The following is a 20,016-nucleotide window of genomic DNA, read 5'->3' as shown; positions in this document are numbered from 1 at the left end:
TCTCTGTTGCTGGGTTCAAGAGAAGTCCGGGGGCGGCAAAGGGTTCAGGAACGATCTGCGTTATTCCTGGCGGTGACGACGGGCGGCGGGGTTTGCGCGGGCGCGCGGCCTCGCTATACCGCCGCCACGACATTCCCTTCCCCACAGTCACAGGCGGACCGCACGCATGGCCAAGATCAAGGTCGAAAACCCCATCGTCGACATCGACGGCGACGAAATGACCCGCATCATCTGGCAGATGATCAAGGACAAGCTGGTCTTCCCGTTCCTAGATCTGGAGCTGGACTACTACGACCTGGGCATGGAGCACCGCGACGCCACCGACGATCAGGTGACGATCGACGCGGCCCACGCGATCCAGAAGCACGGCGTCGGCGTGAAGTGCGCCACCATCACCCCGGACGAGGCGCGGGTGAAGGAGTTCGGCCTGAAGAAGATGTGGAAGTCGCCGAACGGCACCATCCGCAACATCCTGGGCGGCGTGGTCTTCCGCGAGCCGATCATCTGCTCGAACGTGCCGCGCCTGGTTCCGGGCTGGACCCAGCCGATCGTCGTCGGCCGTCACGCCTTCGGCGACCAGTACAAGGCCACCGACTTCCTGATGCCTGGCCCCGGCACCCTGACGATCAAGTTCGTCGGCGAGGACGGCGAAGTGATCGAGCACGAGGTCTACAAGGCCCCGGGCGCCGGCGTGGCCATGGCCATGTACAACCAGGACGCCTCGATCCGCGAGTTCGCCCACGCCAGCTTCGCCTATGGCCTGCAGCGCAACTACCCGGTCTATCTGTCGACCAAGAACACGATCCTGAAAGCCTATGACGGCCGCTTCAAGGACCTGTTCCAGGAAGTGTTCGACGAACACTACGCCGCCGAGTTCAAGGCGCGCGGCCTGACCTATGAGCACCGCCTGATCGACGACATGGTCGCCGCTGCGATGAAGTGGTCCGGCGGCTTCGTCTGGGCGTGCAAGAACTACGACGGCGACGTGCAGTCGGACGTCGTGGCCCAGGGCTTCGGCTCGCTGGGCCTGATGACCTCGGTCCTGATGACGCCGGACGGCAAGGTGCTGGAGACAGAAGCCGCCCACGGCACCGTGACCCGCCACTATCGCCAACATCAGAAGGGCGAGGCCACCTCGACCAACTCGATCGCCTCGATCTTCGCCTGGACGCGCGGCTTCAAGCACCGCGCCAAGCTGGACGGCAACGCCGCCCTGGACCAGTTCGCCGACACCCTGGAGAAGGTGGTCGTGGACACCGTCGAAGCCGGCTTCATGACCAAGGACCTGGCGCTGCTGGTCGGCGATCAGCAGGGCTGGCTGACCACCGAGGGCTTCCTCGACAAGGTCGCCGAGAACCTGAAGACCGCTCTGCCGGACGTGGGCTGAGGCTAGGCGGCGGACGTCCGTGCGGCGTCCGCCCCCTCCACCACGCTGCGCGTGGTCCCCCTCCCCCGCTTCGCTGGGGAGGAATGTCCTCAAGCAGCGCGAAGCGCGATAGGACAAACAAGAATGGCCCCGTCGGATCGCTCCGGCGGGGCTTTTCGTTGTGCGAAGGGCCGGGGCGTGCATGATCGGCGGTAATGAGGATGCGTTCGTGAAGCGGCTGTTCGGAAACCTGGTGCTGGCGGCGGTGGTCGTGGCGGTGCTGTCCTTCTTCGCGGCGCCCGCGGTGGCCTTCTTCGCCATTCGGTCGGCGGCCGAGGCGAACGACGTGGCGGGGCTGGCGCGGCTGATCGACTTCAACGCGGTGCGCCAGTCGTTGCGGCCGCAGCTGGCGGGACGGCCCGAGGCGATGGCGCCGGCGCCGTCCTTCCTGGAAGACCCCATCGGCGCCTTCCGGCGTCAGATCGAGCAGAACCCGATCCTGCGCCAGCCGGACGTCGACGCCTATCTGACGCCCGCCGCCCTCGGCGCCTTGCTGAAGGGCGAGGGCCGATACGCCAGCCAGCGCACCTCAGCGGGGATAGCGCCGGCCTCGGAGCGCAGCCGCAAGCCCTGGCCCAACCCCGCCTACTGGAGCGTCAACCGGGCGCGCATGGCGGTGACGGATCAGGGCGGGTCGCGCACCCTGTTCACCTTCGAGCGGCGCGGGCCGTTCGAGTGGAAGCTGGTTCACATCGGCCTGCCCGACGGGACGGCCCCGGCCGTCACCGTCACCCCGCGATAAACCCGGCAACCGACGCCGCCCAGCCTGCGTTGGCGTTCCAAGGAGACGACATGAGCCGCAAGATCATCACCGGAGCCCTGATCGCCATCGTCATCGGCGTGGTCGTCGCCCTGTTCGTCTCGCCCTTCATCGCCGCCCAGGCGCTGGTGCGGGCCGCGCGGACCGGGGATGCGGCCGGACTGGAGCGGCAGGTGGACTTCCCGGCGTTCCGCACCAGCCTGAAGAGCGAGCTGAACGCGCGCGCCGCCCTGGAAATCCGCAACCGGACCAAGGGCGACACGGGCCTGGCGGCGCTGGGCATGCTGCTGGCCCCATCGCTGGTCGAGGGCGCAGTCGACAACTTCGTCACGCCGCAAGGCATCGCCGCCATGGTCCGCTCCGGCGAGACGCCCGAGCCGGAACGGCCCGTGCCCGCAGACGACACGCCAGCCGCAGACAAGGACAAGATCCGCCAGTCCTGGGCCTATCGCGGGCTCAACACCTTCGCCGTCACCCTGACGCGTGACGACCGGCCGGACGATGCGCTGGTGCTGATCATGGAACGCCGGACGCCGTTTACCTGGAAGCTGGCCGGGGTGGACCTGACGCCCGACCCGATGGGTTGAGACGGTCGGGCACAAAAACACCGTCTAAAGTGTCTAATTCGTCTGATTGGACGGCGGGGGGCCGATCAGAAAGTGAGTGCAATTGGTGCACTTTGCCTTGGGTGCGGCCTCCTCTGTGGTGAGCGCGGAGTATAGGCCGTCCCTACGGCATGCTCAGGAAGCGGACGCTGCGACCGGATAAGCGTTTGATATCGCTTGGCATGCCAATGAAGATTGTGACGGGACGAGCCTCGTCGCCAGGATCTTTCGTCATCCTCCGGCAAGCCGCTTGCGGCGCAGACCGGGGGACCCAGCGGCGCCGAAGGCGATCTTTCCGGGGCGCTGACGGTCAGCCAACCATGCCGCGACAGTGTCGCGCTCCCGCGCGCCGCTGGGTCCCCCGGTTCCGCTGCGCGGACCGGAGGATGACGACAGCGCGGTGATTAGCCTGCCAACGCGTTCCGAACCGCCGCCAAGCCGTCTTCGGCCTTGGAGCCGTCGGGGGCGCCGCCTTGGGCGAAGTCGGGTTTGCCGCCGGCGCCCTGGCCGCCCATGGCGATGACGGCGGCGCGGGCCAGGTCGGCGGCGTTGACGCGGTCGGCCCCAGTCCCGGCAAGGTCCGAGGTCACGGCGACGGTGACGGCAGCCTTGCCCTCGGTGACGCCGATCAGGGCGACGACGCCGGTGCCGACCTGTTTCCTGAAGTCTTCGGCGACCCCGCGCAGACCCTTGCCGTCCACGCCGTCCAGCACGCGGGCCATCAGTTTGACGCCGTTGATCTCCTCAGGCGTGGACGCCGCGCCCGAGCCGCCGCCCAGGGCCAGTTGCTTCTTCAGCTCGGCGACCTGTTTCTCCAGTGATTTGACCGAGGCGGTCAGGCTGTCGACGCGGGCCGGGACGTCGGCGGTCTGGACCTTGAAGCTCTGGGCCAGCGAACGGGCGACGCCGGCCTGGGCCAGCAGATACTGACGCGCGGCCTCGCCGGTCAGGGCCTCGATGCGGCGCACGCCGGCGGCGACGCCGGTTTCCTGAACGATCTTGAACAGGGCGATGTCGCCGGTGCGGGCGACGTGGGTGCCGCCGCACAGTTCAACCGAATAGGGGGCGTTGTCGCTGACCAGCGAGCGGCCTAGCGTCAGGACGCGGACCTCGTCGCCATATTTCTCGCCGAAGAGGGCGATGGCGCCGGCCTCGATCGCCTCCTGCGGGGCCATCAGTTTCGTCTCCGCCGGGACGTTCTGGCGGATGACGGCGTTGACCTCGGTCTCGATGGCCGACAGTTCGGCCTCGGTGAGCGGGGCGCCGTGGCTGAAGTCGAAACGGGCGCGCTCGGCGTCGACCAGTTGACCCTTCTGGGCGACTGCGGGGCCGAGCACATTCTTCAGGGCCGTATGCAGCAGGTGGGCGGCGGAGTGGTTCGCGCGGCTGGTGCGGCGCTTCTCGGCGTCCACCAACTGGGCGGCGCGGGTTCCGATCTCCAGCTTGCCGGCCGTGACCTGGGCCACCAGGACGTGCAGATCGCCGGCGTGTTTGCGCACGTCGATGACCTCGGCTTCCCCGCCCGGCCACTCCAGTGTCCCGTGATCGCCGGCCTGGCCGCCGCTTTCGGCATAGAAGGGGGTGGTGTCGAACAACACTTCGACGATGTCGCCGGCCTCGGCCGTCTCGACCGGCGCGCCGGCGTTCATCAGGGCCAGGACCTCGCCCGAGCCTTCGATATTGTCATAGCCGGTGAAGACGGTCGGCCCCATCCGGTCGCGGATCGCCAGCCATTCGTTGGTGTTGGCGGTCTGGCCCGAGCCCTTCCAGTTTTCGCGCGACCGCTGGCGCTGCTCGGCCATGGCGGCCTCAAAGCCGTCGACATTGACCGAGAAGCCGCGACGACGGGCCTCGTCCTGGGTCAGGTCCAGCGGGAAGCCGTAGGTGTCGGACAGGGTGAAGGCGGTCTGGCCGTCCAGCATGTCGCCGGGACGGAAGCCCTGAACCGCCGTGTCGAACAGGGCCATGCCGCGACCGAGCGTGGTGCGGAAGCGGACCTCTTCCTGCTTCAGCGTGTCCTCGATGAAGGGCTGGGCGCGAGCCAGTTCGGGATAGGCGTCGCCCATCTGGGCGACCAGGGTCGGGACCAGACGGTGCATCAAGGGGTCGGCGGCGCCCAGCAGGTGGGCGTGACGCATGGCGCGGCGCATGATGCGGCGCAGCACATAGCCCCGGCCTTCGTTGGACGGGGTGACGCCGTCGGCGATCAGGAAGGACGACGAGCGCAGGTGGTCGGCGATGACGCGGTGGCTGGCGGCCTGATCGCCGTCCGCCTTGGTCGAGGTGGCGTCTTCGGACGCGGCGATCAGGGTCTTGAACAGGTCGGTTTCGAAGACCGAATGCACGCCCTGGAGCACGGTGGTCATCCGTTCCAGACCCATGCCGGTGTCCACGCTGGGTTTGGGAAGGTTGCGAACGATCTGATCGTTCTCCTTCTCATACTGCATGAAGACGTTGTTCCAGATTTCGACGTAGCGGTCGCCGTCCTCGTCCGGCGAACCGGGAGGGCCGCCGGCGATCTTGTCGCCGTGATCCCAGAAGATTTCGGTGCAGGGACCGCAGGGGCCCGAGTCGCCCATGGCCCAGAAGTTGTCCGAGCCGGCGATGCGGATGATCTTGTCGTCGGAGAAGCCGGTGACCTTCTTCCAGATCGCGGCGGCCTCGTCGTCATCGATATAGACGGTGACCAGGAGACGTTTGGGGTCCAGGTCGAAATCCTGGGTGACCAGGTTCCACGCCTTCTCGATGGCGTGTTCCTTGAAGTAGTCGCCGAAGGAGAAGTTGCCCAGCATCTCGAAGAAGGTCAGGTGGCGGGCGGTGTAGCCGACGTTGTCCAGGTCGTTGTGCTTGCCCCCGGCGCGCACGCATTTCTGCGAGCTGGTCGCGCGCGGATAGGGCGGCTTGGCGGCGCCGGTGAAATAGTCCTTGAACGGCACCATGCCCGCATTGACGAAGAGCAGCGACGGATCGTTCTGCGGCACCAGCGGGGCCGAATGGACCTTGGCGTGGCCGTCCGCCGCGAAATAGTCGAGGTAGGTGGCGCGGATCTCGTTCAGGCTGGGCATTCGGCGTGTCTTCGGCTGGGGCGGTCGCTAGGAACCGGCGTCATATAGGGTTTTGGCGGGGAGCGCATCATCTGCGCGGGGAGAGGCGTGCGCATAAGATCCTCCCCCTAGGAGCGCAGCGGAAAGGGGGAGGGGGACCGCGCGTAGCGTGGTGGAGGGGGCGAAAATCCCACGGTGCCTGAATGAGACTTTCAACATCGATGATGCGGTCGCCCCCTCCACCGCTTCGCGGTCCCCCTCCCCCGCTGGGCGGGGGAGGATCGCCTTACACCCTCGGCGGCGGGCCGAACTTGCCGGACTGGTAGTCCTGGATCGCCTGGATGATCTCGTCGCGCGTGTTCATGACGAAGGGGCCATGGCTAAAGACCGGCTCGCCGATGGGATCGGCGTGGCCCAGCAGGACGACGGCGTCGGTGGTCGCCGTGATCCGGACCGCATCGCCGTCGGACAGGGCGGCGAGGTTCCATTGCGGCACCGGCGTTCCGGCGACGGCGATCTCGCCCTTGACGCCATACAGGAAGACGTTGCGGCCGGGCGCGACGGACGTCTCGAACGTCGCGCCGGCAGGCAGGCGCACGACGGCCAGATGGATGTCGATCAAAGACTGGATGGGCGCCTTGACGCCCAGCCAGTCGCCGGAGACCGGCTCGACCGTGACGCCAGCCTCGGTCGTGAAGGTCGGGATGTCGGATTTCTGCAGGCCCACATAATCCGGCCTGGTCATCTTCAGCCGCGAGGGCAGGTTGACCCACAGCTGCAGGATTTCCATCGGCCCGCCGTCGCGCTTGAAGGCGGCCGGCGACAATTCGGCGTGGATCAGGCCCGAGCCGGCGGTCATCCACTGGATGCCGCCCGCCTTGATGATGCTCTCGCCGCCGCCGGAATCGTTGTGGGCCAGCTCGCCATCCAGAATGAAGGTGACGGTCTCTAAGCCCCGGTGCGGATGCGGACCGAACGGCAGGCCGGCGTTGCCCGGCGCATAGGTCTGGGGCCCATGGTGGTTCAGGAACAGGAAGGGATCGATCTGGTCCACGCCGGGGCCCGGCACCGGACGGCGGGTGGTCAGGTCGCCGATGTCGTCGCGATGGGCGGGATGCAGGCGAAGGACGGAACGGGTCTGGGTCATTCGCTACATATAGGGTGGCGGATCGGCGGTGGCGAGATCACGGGCGCCGAGATCAGCCTGAACGGGTCGCCGTGACGGGACGGGCGCGGCCGTCCCGGATCCATTCGCCGGCCCAGCCATTCAACGCCGGATGCAGATGCAGTTCGCCCTCCGACAGGGGAATGACAACGACCTCGCCCTGGGTCGAGACCGGGCCGGCGAAGCCCATTCGGTCGATCCCGGGCGGCGCGTCCAGACTTCGCCAGGCGCCCTCGACCCGACGGCCCTCGCCCCGGTCGGTCAGGGACAGCGACAGCAAGGGTGTTCCGTCCGGCTGGGTGATGCGCCAACGGCCGTCCAGCGGGCCCATCGCGGCTTCGGCGTCGATCGCGGCTTGGGCGACGCCCTGATCATAGGTCGTCTGGCTGTCGGAGGGGCTGAACTCATAGTCGCCGGCGTAGTCGTCGACCGCGACCGGAGCCGTCAGAGGGCGACGATGCAGGTCGATTTCGCCGTCCCCCTCGGCCGTTTCGCGTCCGAAACGGGACGGCGGCTGATAGGGACGGACGGCCGGCGCGCGATAGGTTTCAGGCGTCGCGTCCAGAAGCCCTGTCGTCTGGATGGCGGGCTCCAGGGCGACGGCGGACATCAGGGCGAGCAGCAACATGAGCCCACCCTGCCAAATCGTCCGGCGCGTCGCCTAGCCGTCGAACGGGCGCGGAACGCAATCGTGATCCGTCGTGATGGAACCGACGTAATCCGCACAATCCGTCGATCTGGGGGTCTGTGCGTTGACACCGGCCCCACAGGGTCACAAAAGCCTTCGCAACCGCACACGGCGATTGAATTCATTCGCTTTTGAGAACCATTCGCATGAACCAGCCCAACCCGACGCCGGGTGGCGCCTCAAGCGACCGGACGGGTCGCTTCGTCACTCAACCGAACGGACATATCGCGCCGCTGTCGCCCCACATGGGCGTGTGGCGCTGGCACGTCACAATGGCGGCCTCGATCCTGTTCCGCGCGACCATCATCGCCGCCACGGTCGGCGTGCTGTTCGTCCTGGCCTGGCTGGGCGCCCTGGCGTTCGGGCCCGAGGCGTTCCAGAGCGCGCTCGATCTGGCCGGATCGCCGCTGGGCCTGCTGGTCTTCTTCGGTCTGACGGTGGTGCTGTTCTCCTTCATCCTGAACGGCGCGCGCCACACCTATAACGACACCGGCAACGGGCTGACGGTGAAGTCGGCGACTGCGCTGTCGAACATCGCCGTCTGGGGGCCGATCCCGCTGGCCGTGCTGTTCTGGGTCGTGCTGTTCGCCACGGGGAGGGTTTCGCTGTGAGCGGCGCCGCAAAGTTCAAGAACAACGTCAAGGTTTCCGAGCGCCACGGCGCCGGCGAATGGCTGATCGAGCGCATCCTGCTGGTGGCCCTGTTGCCGCTGGGCCTGTGGGTCGCCTCGACCGGCTTTACCCTGGCGGGCGCCGGCTATGACGCGGCGATGGCCTGGTTCGCCAATCCGCTGAACGCCGCCCTGATGGCGATCACCGCGGTGATCTTCTTCGGCTATGTCAGCCTGGCTTGGAAAGTCGTTCTGGAAGACTACGTGCCCAACGTCGGAACGCGCGGTCTTCTGGTCCTGCTGCTGAACGTCGTCTTCCTGGTGCTGGCCGCCGCCAGCGTCTTCTTCATCGTGCGGCTGGCGCTGGGCTCGGCGCCGCTGCCCGCTGGTTTCGGAGCCTGATCAACTGATGGCCGCTTACGAACTGATCGATCACGAATACGACGTCGTCGTCGTCGGCGCCGGGGGCTCGGGCCTTCGCGCCGCACTCGGTGCCGCCCAGCAGGGGCTGAAGGTCGCCTGCGTGACCAAGGTCTTCCCCACGCGCTCGCACACCGTCGCGGCCCAGGGCGGCATCTCCGCCTCGCTCGGCAACATGGGCGAGGACAGCTGGCAGTGGCACATGTACGACACCGTCAAGGGGTCGGACTGGCTGGGCGACCAGGACTCGATCGAATATCTGGTCCGTAACGCGCCCAAGGCCGTCTATGAGCTGGAACACTGGGGCGTGCCCTTCAGCCGCACCGAAGAAGGCAAGATCTATCAGCGCGCCTTCGGCGGCATGACCCGCAACTTCGGCGAAGGCCCGGTGCAGCGCACCTGCGCCGCCGCCGACCGCACCGGCCACGCCATCCTGCACACCCTGTACGGCCAGTCGGTGCGCCGCGAGGTGAAGTTCTTCGTCGAATATTTCGCGCTGGACCTGATCATGCAGGACGGCGCCTGCACCGGCGTGACGGCCCTGCAACTCGACAACGGTCAGCTTCACCAGTTCCGCGCCAAGATGGTGGTTCTGGCGACCGGCGGATACGGCCGCGCCTACTTCAGCGCCACCTCGGCCCACACCTGCACCGGCGACGGCAATGCGATGGTGCTGCGCGCCGGCCTGCCGTTGCAGGACATGGAGTTCGTGCAGTTCCACCCGACCGGCATCTATGGCGCCGGCTGCCTGATCACCGAGGGCGCACGCGGCGAGGGCGGCTATCTGACCAACTCGGAAGGCGAGCGCTTCATGGAGCGCTATGCGCCGACCGTGAAGGACCTGGCGCCGCGCGACATGGTCTCGCGCTCCATGACCATCGAAATCCGCGAGGGTCGCGGCGTGGGCCCGAACAAGGACCACATCTTCCTGCACCTGGATCACCTGGATCCGAAGATCCTGCACCAGCGCCTGCCGGGCATTTCTGAAAGCGCCAAGATCTTCGCCGGCGTGGATGTGACCAAGGAGCCGATCCCGGTCCTGCCGACCGTCCACTACAACATGGGCGGCATCCCCACGAACTATCACGGCGAAGTCCTGACGCTGCGCGACGGCAACCCCGACAGCGTGGTTCCGGGCCTGATGGCCGTGGGCGAGGCGGCGTGCGTTTCGGTGCACGGCGCCAACCGCCTGGGCTCCAACTCCCTGACCGACCTGGTGGTGTTCGGCCGCGCCGTCGGCCTGCGCTGCGGTGAAGTCGTCGACAAGGCCTCGGCCGTGCCGTCGGCCTCCAAGAGCCAGACCGACCAGCACCTGGCCCGCCTGGATCGCTTCCGCTACGCCGACGGCTCGACCCCGACCGCCGAACTGCGTCTGTCGATGCAGCGCGCGATGCAGGCCGATGCCGCGGTGTTCCGCACCGGCGAGACCCTGCAACAGGGCACCGACAAGCTGCGCGCCATCGAGGCGGCCGGCGCCGACATCAAGACCACCGATCGCGGCCTGATCTGGAATACGGACCTGGTCGAGACGCTGGAGTACGACAACCTGATCGCCCAGGCGCTGGTGACGATCGAGGGCGGTCTGAACCGCACGGAATCGCGCGGCGCCCATGCCCGCGAAGACTATCCCGATCGCGACGACGTCAACTGGATGAAGCACACCCTGGCGTGGAAGCGTCCGGGCGAGCAGGTCCAGATCGATTATCGTCCGGTCCACAACTACACCATGTCCGACGACATCGCGTATATCGAACCGAAGGCGCGGGTTTACTAAGATGGTCCAGCTGACTCTCCCCCGAGGCTCCAAGCCGACGACCGGCAAGGTCCACAAGGCCGCGCCGGGATCCAAGGACGTGAAGACCTACAAGGTCTATCGCTACGATCCGGAAACCGACGCCGATCCGCGCTGGGACACCTATGAGGTGCCGACCGGCGACCACGGCCCGATGTTGCTGGACGCCCTGATCCACATCAAGAACACCATCGATCCGACCCTGTCGTTCCGGCGCTCGTGCCGCGAGGGCATCTGCGGCTCGTGCTCGATGAATATTGACGGGCGCAACGCCCTGGCCTGCACCAAGGGCTGGGACGAGTGCGCGTCCAACACCATCACCATCTCCCCCCTGCCCCACCAGCCGGTGGTCAAGGACCTGGTGACGGATCTGAGCCTGTTCTACGCCCAGTACGACTCGATCCAGCCGTATCTGCAATCGGACGAGCCGGACCCCGAGAAGGAACGTCTGCAGACCCCGGCCGAGCGCGAGAAGCTGGACGGCCTGTACGAGTGCATCCTGTGCGCCTGCTGCTCGACCTCGTGCCCCAGCTACTGGTGGAACCAGGAAGAGTACCTTGGCCCGGCGGCCCTGCTGCAATCCTATCGCTGGATTTCTGACAGCCGCGACGACGCGACCCAGAAGCGTCTGGACGACCTGGAAGACCCGTTCAAACTGTATCGTTGCCACACGATCATGAACTGCGCCCAGGTCTGCCCCAAGGGTCTGAACCCGGCCAAGGCCATCGCCGAGACCAAGAAGCTGATGGTCGCGCCCAGCCGCAAGAAGGCGGCCTGAGTATCCGGCGCCGGGGGCCTTGCCTCCGGCGCCCCCTCGTTTAAGAGCGGCGCATGGCCAGCATCACCTATATCGAGCATGACGGAACCGAGCACGTCGTCGACGTGAAGTCGGGGCTGAGCGTCATGGAAGGCGCGATCCGCAACAATGTGCCGGGCATCGACGCGGACTGCGGCGGGGCCTGCGCCTGCGCCACCTGCCATGTCTATGTCGATGAGGCCTGGCGCGAGGCGACGGGCAAGCCGTCGGCGATGGAAGAGTCGATGCTGGACTTCGCCGAAGAGGTCGAGCCGAACAGCCGCCTGTCGTGCCAGATCCGGGTGTCGGACGCCCTGAACGGCCTGATCGTGCGGTTGCCGGAAAACCAGCACTGAAATGATCGACGCGCGGCTGATCGACAGGATCGGCCGATGGATCGAGCAGCGCGCCGAGGCGATAGGCCGGGACGGTCCGCCGCCGATCCTGGGGATCGCGGGCTTGCAGGGATCGGGAAAATCCACACTGGCCAAGGCCGTCGCCGAGCGGTTCGGCGGGGAGAGCCTGTCGCTGGACGACGTCTATCTGACGAAGGCGGAGCGGGCGGCCATGGCGGCGCGGGCGCATCCGCTGTTCGCCACGCGCGGGCCGCCGGGGACGCATGACCTGGGCCTTCTGAACCGTCTGCTGGATCGGTTACAGGCAGCGGGGCCGACGATCTGACGCCTCTGCCGCGTTTCGACAAGCTGGCCGACGACCGCGCGGCCGAGGCGGACTGGCCTGTCGTGAAGGGTCGGCCGCGGGTCATCGTGCTGGAGGGATGGTGCCTCGGCGCGACGCCTCAGGCCGAGGCGGACCTGATTGCGCCGATCAACGCCCTGGAAGGCCGGCAGGACGTCGGGGCCGAATGGCGCAAGGCGGTCAATGCGCCGCTGGGCCAGCCCTACGCCCGCCTGCGCGCGCGGCTGGACGCCCTGATCTTTCTGAAAGCGCCGGGGTTCGATGTGGTGCTGGACTGGCGCTGCGAGCAGGAGGCGGGATTGATGGGGCAGGACGCCGTATCACCCGAGCGACGCGCGGCCCTGGCGGTCTTCATCCAGCATTATGAGCGCCTGAGCCGGCATATGATGACGGGCGGCGTGGAGGCGGACCTGATCGTCGCCCTGGACCGGGACCGCGGGGTTCGCAGCCTTGAAGGCGGGCTTGGCGCCTGAGCCGCATCTGTGCGTTATCGGACCATGAGCCTGTTTGGATCCAAGCCCGCCGTCGAGCCCGACCGCCGCATGGGCGCGCGCCGGCCCGCCAATGTACGCGGCGTCATCTCCGCGCCCGGCCTGGAGACGGCGTGTCTGATCGTCGATCTGTCGGACGCGGGGATGAAACTGCGGCTGGACCGGGCCGGGGCCTTGCCGCGCGAGGTGGTGGTGGTCGATGTGGCCGCAGGCGTCGCCTATCCCGCCACCGTGGTGTGGCAGCGCGGGCAGGAGGCCGGGCTGAAGCAGACCGGGGCCAAGTCGCTGAGAGGCTTGGCGCCGGCGAGGCTGATCCCCGCGCGCGACGCCTGGCTGAGGGCCGGCGGGCGCTGATCGACCGGCCTAGTCCGCCGTGTCGGCGGGCATGGAGCCGGCGTTGATGGCGATGCGGCCCACCAGCCCCTTGACGATCAGGTCCAGGGCCGAGCCCTCGCGATAGTCGGCGGCGGCGACGAAGTTCACCCGATCCTCCGAGATTAGGGAATAGACCTTCTTCTGATCCCGCTCGTTCGAGCGCGGGTCATAGACGGCGATCGAGAAGCCGCCCTTGGTGTGCATCATCTTCATGGTCGGCACGTCGGTGTCGCCGTCGCCGATGAAGATCATCCGGTCGAAGGGCACGGCGCGCTCGTCGTCGGGGATGAAGTGGTTGATGCGCTCGTGCTCCCAGTGGTTCTTCACGCCCTTGTTGATGCGGAACAGATACTGCGTCTTGGTCGTGTAGTTGACGCCGACCGCCGGCCAGGCGGCCTCGCCCTTGTCGTCATAGACGTAGTGGGAGGCGAAGACGTGGGTCAGGGCGGGGCGGATCGGCGTGCCGTCGATCATCTCCTCCAGTCCGGCGGAGATGATGTAATGCTCGATCTCCAGCCCGTATTTGGCCCCGAAGGCGTTCATCCGGTCGAACCAGCTGAGGTCCTTCAGCCCCTCGAACAGGGCCACGGCCTCGCCGTGCTGGCGCAGGGTCTCGCGCGTCACCGGGGCGCCGTTCTGCCGCGCATGATGCAGCATCAGCTGCATGTACATCAGGATGCCGTCGCCGTCGGCGTCCTTGGTCAGGCGCTCGGCCTCTTCCCAGAAGGCGCCGATGTCCATGCCGACGGAGGGGATGAAGGACACCTCCTGCATATTGCCGCGCGCCAGGGTGCCGTCGAAATCATAGATCAGGGCGGTCTTCAGCAAGGGGGTCTTGGGTTCGGCCGTATCGGACATGGGGGCGAGATCCTTGGTGGAACCCGCCCTCTATATCAGCCCGCCGCGCCCGTCGATTGGCGCCGCTGGCCGAAGGTGGGCGCCGCCGCCTTCTGCTCAGCCCAGTAGTCGGCGCCCGTCGTCGGCTTGAACATGGTGCGGGGCGACCCGTTGCGGGCCACGACGGCGAAGGTGTTGGTCGAGGCCTGATAGATCAGGGTGTCGCCGTTGGGCCGTTTGACGGTCTCGGCGTCGTGTGGAGGCTTTGTCGTGAAAGCCGTGACTTTGGTCAGATAATCCTCGGCCGAGCGTGCGCCGAAGTCTGCGCCGTTGCGGTCATAGAGACGGGCGATCTTGGCGTCGACGGTTTCGCGCCGATTGGCGGTCAGGACGGGTTTGACCTCCTCGGTCGTCGTTGTGGAGACCGAGACGTCCACCGGACCAGCCGAAGTGATGGGCGTGGTCGTGGTTCTTTCTCGCGTCTCGACCGCCGAGCTGTTGTCGCAGCCAGCAAGCGCCAGCAGACCGCACAGAACCAGCGCGGCCCCTCCCCTCGTCAGCGTTCTCATTCTTCCCTCCAGATACCCGCTGGACGCGACGAAAGCACAACTTTATTGTTCGTGCAATGTTCTCGTCTCGACGGCGTCACGCGCGGCGGCTAGACCGTGGGCATGGACAATCGCCTCCTTTCGAACCGCAAGATCCTGCTGATCGTGGGCGGCGGCATCGCGGCCTATAAGGCGCTGGAGCTGGTGCGGCTGATCGCCAAGGCGGGCGGGCGGACGCGGGTCATCCTGACGGAATCCGGGGCCGAGTTCGTGACGCCCCTGTCGCTGGCGGCGCTGAGCGGCCATCCGGTGCGGTCGGGCCTGTTCCACCCGGACGACGAGACCAGCATGGGCCATATCGAGCTGTCCCGCTGGGCCGATCTGGTGGTGGTGGCGCCGGCGACGGCGGGGCTGATCGCCAAGGCGGCGAATGGTTTGGCCGACGACTTGGCCTCGACCACCCTGATCGCCACGGACAAGCGGGTGCTGTTGGCGCCGGCGATGAATGTGCGGATGTGGGAGCATCCGGCGGTCCAGGCCAATATGGAGCGATTGAAGACCTTTCCCGGCTTCCATGGCGTGGCGGTGGTGGGGCCGGATGACGGCGAGATGGCCTGCGGCGAATACGGGCCGGGGCGTATGGCGGAACCCGCCGCGATCCTGGAGGCTATCGAAGGGCTGCTGGCGGGTGCGGCCGGACGACCACTGGCCGGGCGTAAGGCTGTAGTCACCGCCGGGCCGACATTCGAACCGATCGATCCGGTGCGCGGCCTGACCAATCGCTCCAGCGGCAAACAGGGCTACGCCATCGCCGCCGCCCTGGCCGAGCTGGGCGCCGAGGTGACGCTGGTGTCGGGGCCGACGGCGCTGGCTGCCCCGACCGGCGTGACGCGGATCGATGTGGAGAGCGCGCTGGAGATGCAGGCGGCGACGCAGGGCGCCCTTCCCGCCGACATCGCCGTGCTTTCGGCCGCCGTCGCCGACTGGCGCATCGACACCATCGCCGGCGGCAAGATCAAGAAGGGACCCGGCGGCCCGCCGACCCTGGCCCTGATCGAGAACCCCGACATTCTGGCCGGCGTCGCCGCGCCCGGTCCGAACCGCCCGGACCTGGTCATCGGCTTCGCCGCCGAGACGACGGACCTGGAGGCCAATGCGCGCGCCAAGCTGTCTCGAAAGGGCTGCGACTGGATCCTGGGCAATGACGTATCCGACGACGTGTTCGGCTCTGACGGCAACGCCGTGCTGCTGGTCACCGCCGATCGGACCGAGACCTGGCCGCGCCAGTCCAAGACCGCCATCGCCCGGGCCGTCGCCGCCCGCATCGCCGATCATTTCAAGGCTGCCGAATGACCCAGACCCCGATCCAGATCCTGCGCCTGCCGCATTCCGAAGGTCTGCCCCTGCCCGCCTATGAGACGGCCGGATCGGCAGGCATGGACCTGCGCGCCGCCGTGCCCGAGGACCAGCCTATGACCCTGGCGCCGGGTCAACGGGCCCTGGTCCCCACGGGGCTGAAGATCGCCCTGCCGCTGGGGTATGAGGCCCAGGTGCGGGCGCGCTCGGGATTGGCGCTCAAACACGGCATCATTTGCCCCAATGCGCCGGGCACGATCGACAGCGACTATCGCGGCGAGTGCGGCGTGGTCCTGGCCAACATCGGCGCCGAGCCCTTCGTCATCCGCCGCGGCGAACGCATCGCCCAGCTGGTGATCGCCCGGCATGAGCGGGCGGACTGGATCGAGGTCGAAACGCTGGACGAAACCGCACGCGGGACGAACGGATTTGGTTCGACGGGCCGCTGACGCCCTAAACCAGCGGCGCGGTCGGCTGGATCAGGCTGGCCTTGCGGCGGATGTGTTCGCGCCAGGCGGTGTAGAGACCGCTGCTCGCGATCAGGGCGGCGCCGGCCAGGGTGGTGAGGGTGGGCGTCGCGGCCATCAGCCACCAGCCGAAGACGATGGCGCCGACGATCTGGAGATAGTCGAAGGGCGCCACCACGGCGACCGGGGCCTTTTGCAGCGAGGCGGTCATGAACAGCTGGGCCAGGCCGCCGGCGACGCCCGATCCGATCAGCAGGCCGAAGGTGCCGAGCGCGTGCCAATGGCCGACGAAGGGCAACAGGATCGCCCCCACGACCGAGCAGGCGACGAAGAACCAGAAGACGATGGCGGCGACGTGCTCTGTGTCGCGCAGCTGACGCAGGGTGATGGTCACGCCGGCCGTCAGCACCGCCCCGATCAGGGCGAAGGCCACGCCGGCCAGCGGCAGGACCGAATGGCCGACGCCCGGCCGCATGACGACGATCACGCCGATGAAGCCGACCGCGACGGCAGCCCAGGGCGCGGGCCGACCGCCTCCTTCAGCACGAAGAAGGACAGGATGGTGGCGAAGATCGGGGCGGTGAAGCTGAGGGTCGTCGCGTCGGCGAGCGGCAGCAGCGTCAGCGTTTGGAACAGGCACAGAATGGCCGCGACGCCCAGGACGCTGCGTCCCAGATGGGCCAGGGGCCGGCGCGTCGACAGGGCCGACAGCCCGCCCGGCTGGGTCAGCACCCAGGCCACAACGACCGGAAGGCCGAAGAAGGCGCGGTAGAACAGCATTTCCGGCGCCGCCACGCCGTCCTGCGACGCCAGCTTCAACGTCGCCGTCATGATGGAGAAACAGCCGGCCGCGGCGATGCGCAGAAGAATGCCGCGGACGACGTCCTCGCCCGCGGCTTTCGATGGATCAGGCGAAGGCCGCGCGGCGGCCATGTCGCGCGCTTAGGCCTGGCCGGTTTCGACCGGCTGCTGGGCGATCTGCTGCTGGCGCGCGATGTAGATGGCGGCGAAGTCGATTGGGTCCAGCTGGAACGGGGGATAGAAGCCGCCGTCGGCCGTGGCGCCCGAGATGATCTCGCGCGCGAACGGGAACAGATAGCGCGGGCATTCGATCAGCAGCAGGGGCTCGATGTCCTGCTCCTGAACGTTGGCCAGCTGGAACAGGCCGCCATAGACCAGTTCGACGTGGAAGACGGGCTGGTTCTCGTGCGTCGCCTTGATCGACAGCTTGAGGTCCAGTTCGAACAGGCCGTCGGGGCGGCCCTGGGCGGCCATTTCGACGCCGAGGTCGATCGCGGGCTTGCCGTCGATGCGCAGGGATTCCGGGGCGCGCGGGTTCTCGAACGAGAAGTCGCGGACGTATTGCGCCAGGATGCGGAAGCCGGGACCGGCGGGCTGGCCCTGCTGGGCGTCGCCTTGTTGGGGCTGTTCGGCGGGAGGAGCGGCGTCGGTCATGAAACGGTCTTTGGCGCAGTTTGGGGCCGATGAGGCCGGAATGAGGCGCCGCGACTACCATGCCGGGACGCTTGGCCGCAACGTCGCGCGCGCGATTGGGGGCGCGCTTCGCCTTGCCTCACCCTATATGAGCCCGTAATCACGCCAGACTAAGGGTTTGGCGCACTCGTCGTTCGCTACAGGAATCTCCTCTTGAACATGCCGGTTCAGTTCCAGGTCGTCGTCTTCGCCTTCATCGCAGCCTTCGTGCTGTTCCAGCTCTACAATGTGCTGGGCAAGCGGGTGGGCCGTCAGCCGCAGGAAGACGCCAAGATCGCGCCGCCCGGCCCGGCCCAGGCCGAGACGCCCAAGGTCGCGGCGATCGACCCGGCGACCCTGGCCTCCATCGCCAGCCTGAAGGCGCGCGATCCGGCGTTCGACCCGGCCCGTTTCCTTGACGGGGCGCGTCAGGCCTATGAGACCATCGTGCGCGGCTACGCCGCCGGCGACCGGGCCGCACTGAAGCCGCTGCTGACGCCGAACGTCTTCGCCTCATTCGAGACCGGCATCGCGGCGCGGGAGACGCGCGGCGAGACCGAGACCGTCGAGTTCCTGTATCCGCCCCGGGCCGATCTGGAAGGCGCGGTCGCCGAGGGCGACAAGGCCGTGGCCAAGGTCCGTTTCCTGGCCGAACTGCGCAGCCGGGTGACCAAGGCTTCGGGCGAAACGTCGGACGCGACGACGGGCGAGCCGCTGGTGGAGGAACGCCGCACGGCCGAACACTGGACTTTCGAACGCACCCTGGGCGCGACGGACCCGAACTGGGTCCTGGCGCGCGTCGAGCCGGCCAACGCCTGATGGCGGTTCGCGGCCGGTCGGGAGGACTGGCGACGCTGACGGCCGCCCTGGCGGTCGCCGCCTGTTCGACCGGGCCGATGACGCCGACGGGCGCGACGGGGCCGCAGACGGGGCCGGTTCCCTATACGCCCTCGCCCAATCCGACCCCGCCTCCCGCGCCGTCGGACGCCCTGAGCCCCGCCGTGTTGCCGGGCTGGAGCCAGGAGGATCACCTGGCCGCCTTCCGGGCCTATGTGGACGGGTGCGGCGCGGCGCGTGAGGCGGTTGCAAGTCGGGTCTGCGGACGCGCCAAGGCCATGGCGACGACGATGACGATCACGCCGTCGCAGGCGCGCGCCTTCTTCGAGGCCAGCTTCAGCGCGATCCCGGCCCAGACGCCGGACGGGCGACCGGGGCTGCTGACCTCCTATTTCGCGCCCGAGTATCCGGCGCGGCGACGGCCGGACGCCGAGTTCTCGGCTCCCGTCCTGCCCAAGCCCGCCAATCCCCGCGCGGCCGGCGACCGGGCCTATATCGAATCCGCCGCACGACCCGAGCAGGCCTTGGCCTGGATGCGGGCCGAGGACCTGTTCTTTCTTCAGATCCAGGGGTCGGGGTATCTGACGTTCGAGGACGGCACGCGGGGCCGCGCCGCCTACGCCGCCGACAACGGCAAGCCGTTCGTGGGCATCGCCCGACCGATGGCGCAGCAGGGGCTGTTGCCGCAGAACGGCACCTCCGGCGACGCGATCCGGGACTGGCTGGCCAGCCACCGGGGCTATGAGGCGCAGGCGGTCATGGCGCTGAACCCACGCTACATCTTCTTCCGGCTGGACCCGGACGATGACGGCCACCCGGCGGGGGCGGCGGGCGTGCCCCTGACCGAGCGGCGGGCCATCGCGGTCGATCCGGCGCACTGGCGCTATGGCGAACTGGTCTGGCTGGAGGCCGACGGGGGCAATCTGCGCGGCGCGACGGCCAGCTATCGCGGTCTGGCCATGGCGCTGGACACCGGATCGGCCATTCGCGGACCGGTGCGCGCGGACCTCTATATGGGGCGCGGCGACCGCGCGGGGGCCGAGGCCGGGACCGTGCGCCATCCCTTGCGAATGTGGCGGCTGGTCCCGAAGGGCTAGACCCCTGCCCGGCTAGGCCAGGTCTTCGATCTCGTCTTCGGTCAGTTCGCCGGGGACGATGGTGACGGGCAGTTTGCGGCCGCCGATCTGCGCGCCCTGTTTGATGATGGCCGAGACCAGCGGGCCGGGGCCGCGCGAGCTGGTTCCGGCGGCCAGGACCAGGATCTTGATCTCAGGATCGGCGGCGACCACCTTCTTGATCGCGGCCTGGGCGTCGCCCTTTTCGATCAGGAAGACCGGCGCGGCGCCGGAACGGGTTTGCGCCTCCTCGCCCAGGCGGTTGAGCAGGATTTCCGCCTCCTGGCGCTGCTGGCGTTCGATTTCCTCGCGCACGCCCGACCAGTGGGCGTCGCTGTCGGTCGGCAGGACGCGCAGCATGACCACGCGCCCGCCCGTCGATTTCGCCCGGCGCGAGGCGAACCGCAGGGCGGCCTCGAACTCCGGACTGTCGTCGACGACGACGAGGAACTTTCTCGGCATTGCGGCCTCCCCAGCCTGATCAGCGGCTGAAGAGGCCGTGAGACGACGGC

The 20,016-nt window shown here is 68.0% G+C and carries 24 protein-coding genes; 15 read left to right on the top strand and 9 right to left on the bottom strand.

Annotated elements, in window-relative coordinates; translation table 11 throughout:
• Positions 1 to 166 precede the first annotated feature (166 nt).
• The 3 genes from HF680_RS09560 (at position 167) to HF680_RS09550 (ending at position 2,773) form a co-directional block, all read left to right on the top strand.
• Positions 167 to 1,387, top strand: coding sequence for an NADP-dependent isocitrate dehydrogenase (locus tag HF680_RS09560; RefSeq protein ID WP_088582598.1), 1,221 nt, complete (start codon positions 167 to 169; stop codon positions 1,385 to 1,387).
• Between the two features lie 208 nt (positions 1,388 to 1,595).
• Positions 1,596 to 2,168 carry a DUF2939 domain-containing protein gene (locus HF680_RS09555; RefSeq protein WP_317134040.1) on the top strand — a complete coding sequence of 191 codons (573 nt, stop codon included), beginning with the start codon at positions 1,596 to 1,598 and terminating at the stop codon, positions 2,166 to 2,168.
• A 50-nt stretch (positions 2,169 to 2,218) separates the two neighbouring features.
• Positions 2,219 to 2,773, top strand: coding sequence for a DUF2939 domain-containing protein (locus tag HF680_RS09550; RefSeq protein WP_185224889.1), 555 nt, complete (start codon positions 2,219 to 2,221; stop codon positions 2,771 to 2,773).
• Positions 2,774 to 3,195: 422 nt separating this feature from the next.
• Here HF680_RS09550 and alaS read toward each other — a convergent pair whose 3' ends face one another.
• The 3 genes from alaS to HF680_RS09535 all read right to left on the bottom strand — a co-directional run bounded on the left by alaS (position 3,196) and on the right by HF680_RS09535 (position 7,628).
• Complete coding sequence (alaS, locus tag HF680_RS09545; protein WP_185224888.1) at positions 3,196 to 5,856, bottom strand: alanine--tRNA ligase; 2,661 nt, start codon at positions 5,854 to 5,856, stop codon at positions 3,196 to 3,198.
• A 265-nt stretch (positions 5,857 to 6,121) separates the two neighbouring features.
• Positions 6,122 to 6,982: a pirin family protein gene (locus HF680_RS09540; protein ID WP_185224887.1), complete on the bottom strand. Its 861-nt coding sequence runs from the start codon at positions 6,980 to 6,982 to the stop codon at positions 6,122 to 6,124.
• A 52-nt stretch (positions 6,983 to 7,034) separates the two neighbouring features.
• The gene (locus HF680_RS09535) at positions 7,035 to 7,628 is read right to left on the bottom strand and encodes a hypothetical protein (protein WP_185224886.1); all 594 of its coding nucleotides are present in this window, start codon (positions 7,626 to 7,628) and stop codon (positions 7,035 to 7,037) included.
• 206 nt (positions 7,629 to 7,834) lie between these two features.
• Between HF680_RS09535 and sdhC the strand changes: the two genes are divergently transcribed.
• The 8 genes from sdhC to HF680_RS09500 all read left to right on the top strand — a co-directional run bounded on the left by sdhC (position 7,835) and on the right by HF680_RS09500 (position 12,850).
• Complete coding sequence (gene sdhC / locus HF680_RS09530) at positions 7,835 to 8,299, top strand: succinate dehydrogenase, cytochrome b556 subunit (protein WP_185224885.1); 465 nt, start codon at positions 7,835 to 7,837, stop codon at positions 8,297 to 8,299.
• Positions 8,296 to 8,700: a succinate dehydrogenase, hydrophobic membrane anchor protein gene (sdhD, locus tag HF680_RS09525; RefSeq protein ID WP_045810999.1), complete on the top strand. Its 405-nt coding sequence runs from the start codon at positions 8,296 to 8,298 to the stop codon at positions 8,698 to 8,700. Before sdhC ends, sdhD begins: the two co-directional genes overlap by 4 nt.
• 7 nt (positions 8,701 to 8,707) lie before the next feature.
• Entirely contained in the window at positions 8,708 to 10,492 is a 1,785-nt protein-coding gene (gene sdhA, locus HF680_RS09520; RefSeq protein ID WP_039246736.1) for a succinate dehydrogenase flavoprotein subunit, read from the top strand.
• A 1-nt stretch (position 10,493) separates the two neighbouring features.
• Complete coding sequence (locus HF680_RS09515) at positions 10,494 to 11,288, top strand: succinate dehydrogenase iron-sulfur subunit (RefSeq protein ID WP_045810997.1); 795 nt, start codon at positions 10,494 to 10,496, stop codon at positions 11,286 to 11,288.
• A 53-nt stretch (positions 11,289 to 11,341) separates the two neighbouring features.
• Positions 11,342 to 11,662 (top strand): 2Fe-2S iron-sulfur cluster-binding protein, encoded by a 321-nt coding sequence (locus HF680_RS09510; RefSeq protein ID WP_066627263.1) that lies wholly within the window; start codon positions 11,342 to 11,344, stop codon positions 11,660 to 11,662.
• A 1-nt stretch (position 11,663) separates the two neighbouring features.
• A complete protein-coding gene (locus HF680_RS16035; protein WP_235968928.1) occupies positions 11,664 to 11,987 on the top strand; it encodes a hypothetical protein in 324 nt (107 codons plus the stop codon).
• 62 nt (positions 11,988 to 12,049) lie between these two features.
• On the top strand, positions 12,050 to 12,478 hold the full coding sequence (locus HF680_RS16030) for a hypothetical protein (protein ID WP_235968927.1): 429 nt from the start codon (positions 12,050 to 12,052) through the stop codon (positions 12,476 to 12,478).
• Positions 12,479 to 12,487: 9 nt separating this feature from the next.
• A complete protein-coding gene (locus HF680_RS09500; RefSeq protein WP_317134039.1) occupies positions 12,488 to 12,850 on the top strand; it encodes a PilZ domain-containing protein in 363 nt (120 codons plus the stop codon).
• 9 nt (positions 12,851 to 12,859) lie between these two features.
• On the opposite strand, the gene HF680_RS09495 is transcribed toward HF680_RS09500, so the two are convergent.
• Together HF680_RS09495 and HF680_RS09490 are read right to left on the bottom strand one after the other, a co-directional pair.
• Positions 12,860 to 13,729, bottom strand: a complete 870-nt coding sequence (locus HF680_RS09495; RefSeq protein WP_185224883.1) for an HAD family hydrolase — start codon at positions 13,727 to 13,729, stop codon at positions 12,860 to 12,862.
• Between the two features lie 35 nt (positions 13,730 to 13,764).
• Complete coding sequence (locus tag HF680_RS09490) at positions 13,765 to 14,277, bottom strand: S-type pyocin family protein (RefSeq protein ID WP_185224882.1); 513 nt, start codon at positions 14,275 to 14,277, stop codon at positions 13,765 to 13,767.
• Between the two features lie 102 nt (positions 14,278 to 14,379).
• Here HF680_RS09490 and coaBC point away from each other — a divergent pair, with 102 nt between their 5' ends.
• Positions 14,380 to 15,609: a bifunctional phosphopantothenoylcysteine decarboxylase/phosphopantothenate--cysteine ligase CoaBC gene (gene coaBC / locus HF680_RS09485; RefSeq protein ID WP_185224881.1), complete on the top strand. Its 1,230-nt coding sequence runs from the start codon at positions 14,380 to 14,382 to the stop codon at positions 15,607 to 15,609.
• Complete coding sequence (dut, locus tag HF680_RS09480) at positions 15,606 to 16,061, top strand: dUTP diphosphatase (RefSeq protein WP_185224880.1); 456 nt, start codon at positions 15,606 to 15,608, stop codon at positions 16,059 to 16,061. The genes coaBC and dut overlap by 4 nt, the downstream gene beginning before the upstream one ends.
• A 4-nt stretch (positions 16,062 to 16,065) precedes the next feature.
• Here dut and HF680_RS15790 read toward each other — a convergent pair whose 3' ends face one another.
• Genes HF680_RS15790 through secB form a run of 3 tightly spaced genes read right to left on the bottom strand, consistent with a single transcriptional unit; the run spans position 16,066 to position 17,534 of the window.
• Positions 16,066 to 16,566 carry a DMT family transporter gene (locus HF680_RS15790; RefSeq protein WP_205196195.1) on the bottom strand — a complete coding sequence of 167 codons (501 nt, stop codon included), beginning with the start codon at positions 16,564 to 16,566 and terminating at the stop codon, positions 16,066 to 16,068.
• Positions 16,563 to 17,012 (bottom strand): DMT family transporter, encoded by a 450-nt coding sequence (locus HF680_RS15785; RefSeq protein ID WP_205196194.1) that lies wholly within the window; start codon positions 17,010 to 17,012, stop codon positions 16,563 to 16,565. Before HF680_RS15785 ends, HF680_RS15790 begins: the two co-directional genes overlap by 4 nt.
• A 9-nt stretch (positions 17,013 to 17,021) precedes the next feature.
• Positions 17,022 to 17,534: a protein-export chaperone SecB gene (gene secB / locus HF680_RS09470; RefSeq protein WP_017505358.1), complete on the bottom strand. Its 513-nt coding sequence runs from the start codon at positions 17,532 to 17,534 to the stop codon at positions 17,022 to 17,024.
• Positions 17,535 to 17,732: 198 nt separating this feature from the next.
• On the opposite strand from secB, the gene timA reads away from it, so the two are divergent.
• On the top strand, positions 17,733 to 18,371 hold the full coding sequence (gene timA, locus HF680_RS09465; RefSeq protein ID WP_137722523.1) for a TIM44-related membrane protein TimA: 639 nt from the start codon (positions 17,733 to 17,735) through the stop codon (positions 18,369 to 18,371).
• Entirely contained in the window at positions 18,371 to 19,486 is a 1,116-nt protein-coding gene (locus HF680_RS09460) for an MltA domain-containing protein (protein WP_185224879.1), read from the top strand. Before timA ends, HF680_RS09460 begins: the two co-directional genes overlap by 1 nt.
• Positions 19,487 to 19,498: 12 nt before the next feature.
• Here the strand turns inward: HF680_RS09460 and HF680_RS09455 are convergent, their stop codons facing one another.
• Positions 19,499 to 19,966, bottom strand: coding sequence for a universal stress protein (locus tag HF680_RS09455; RefSeq protein WP_055809688.1), 468 nt, complete (start codon positions 19,964 to 19,966; stop codon positions 19,499 to 19,501).
• Positions 19,967 to 20,016 lie beyond the last annotated feature (50 nt).

The organism is Brevundimonas huaxiensis (assembly GCF_014218725.1).
In the GTDB taxonomy this organism is placed as follows: Bacteria; Pseudomonadota; Alphaproteobacteria; order Caulobacterales; family Caulobacteraceae; genus Brevundimonas; species Brevundimonas huaxiensis.
This window is presented reverse-complemented; position numbering and strand designations above follow the sequence as displayed.